This is a genomic window from Pseudomonas sp. DVZ6, from assembly GCF_024259445.1.
Taxonomy (GTDB): domain Bacteria; phylum Pseudomonadota; class Gammaproteobacteria; order Pseudomonadales; family Pseudomonadaceae; genus Aquipseudomonas; species Aquipseudomonas peradeniyensis.
In genome coordinates this window covers 1-328 of sequence record NZ_JANCLM010000126.1, presented here as the reverse complement: position 1 = coordinate 328, position 328 = coordinate 1, and the positions used below count along the sequence as shown (strand labels likewise).

1 protein-coding gene is annotated in these 328 nt (G+C 71.3%); it reads right to left on the bottom strand.

What is annotated here, in order from left to right; translation table 11 throughout:
• A partial coding sequence (locus NMG10_RS25925) for a contractile injection system protein, VgrG/Pvc8 family (protein WP_337994579.1) occupies nucleotides 1–328 on the bottom strand: 328 nt, incomplete at both ends.

The following is a 328-nucleotide window of genomic DNA, read 5'->3' as shown; positions in this document are numbered from 1 at the left end:
CGTGGCCATGTGCGGGCCGTCGATGCGCGGCTTGGGTGGCGCCTCGGGGCGCCATTCGATGCGCCCGGGCACCAGCAGGGCCTTTTGCGAGTAGCGCGTGCCTTGTTCGGCGCCGGCGGCTTCCTCCTGCAGGCTGGTGAACTGCGCGCCCTCGTGGCGCACGCTGGCCACCCGCCAATGGATGTTGAGGTCTGCGCGGGGGTGTTCGACCAGGTTGAAGCTCAGGCCCGGCTGCAGGCGCACGTCGTCGCCCTCGACCTCGGCGATGCGCGCATCGTGGCGCAGGGCGGTGAGGCGGGTACGGGTGAAGGGGATGCCGACTTCGTCG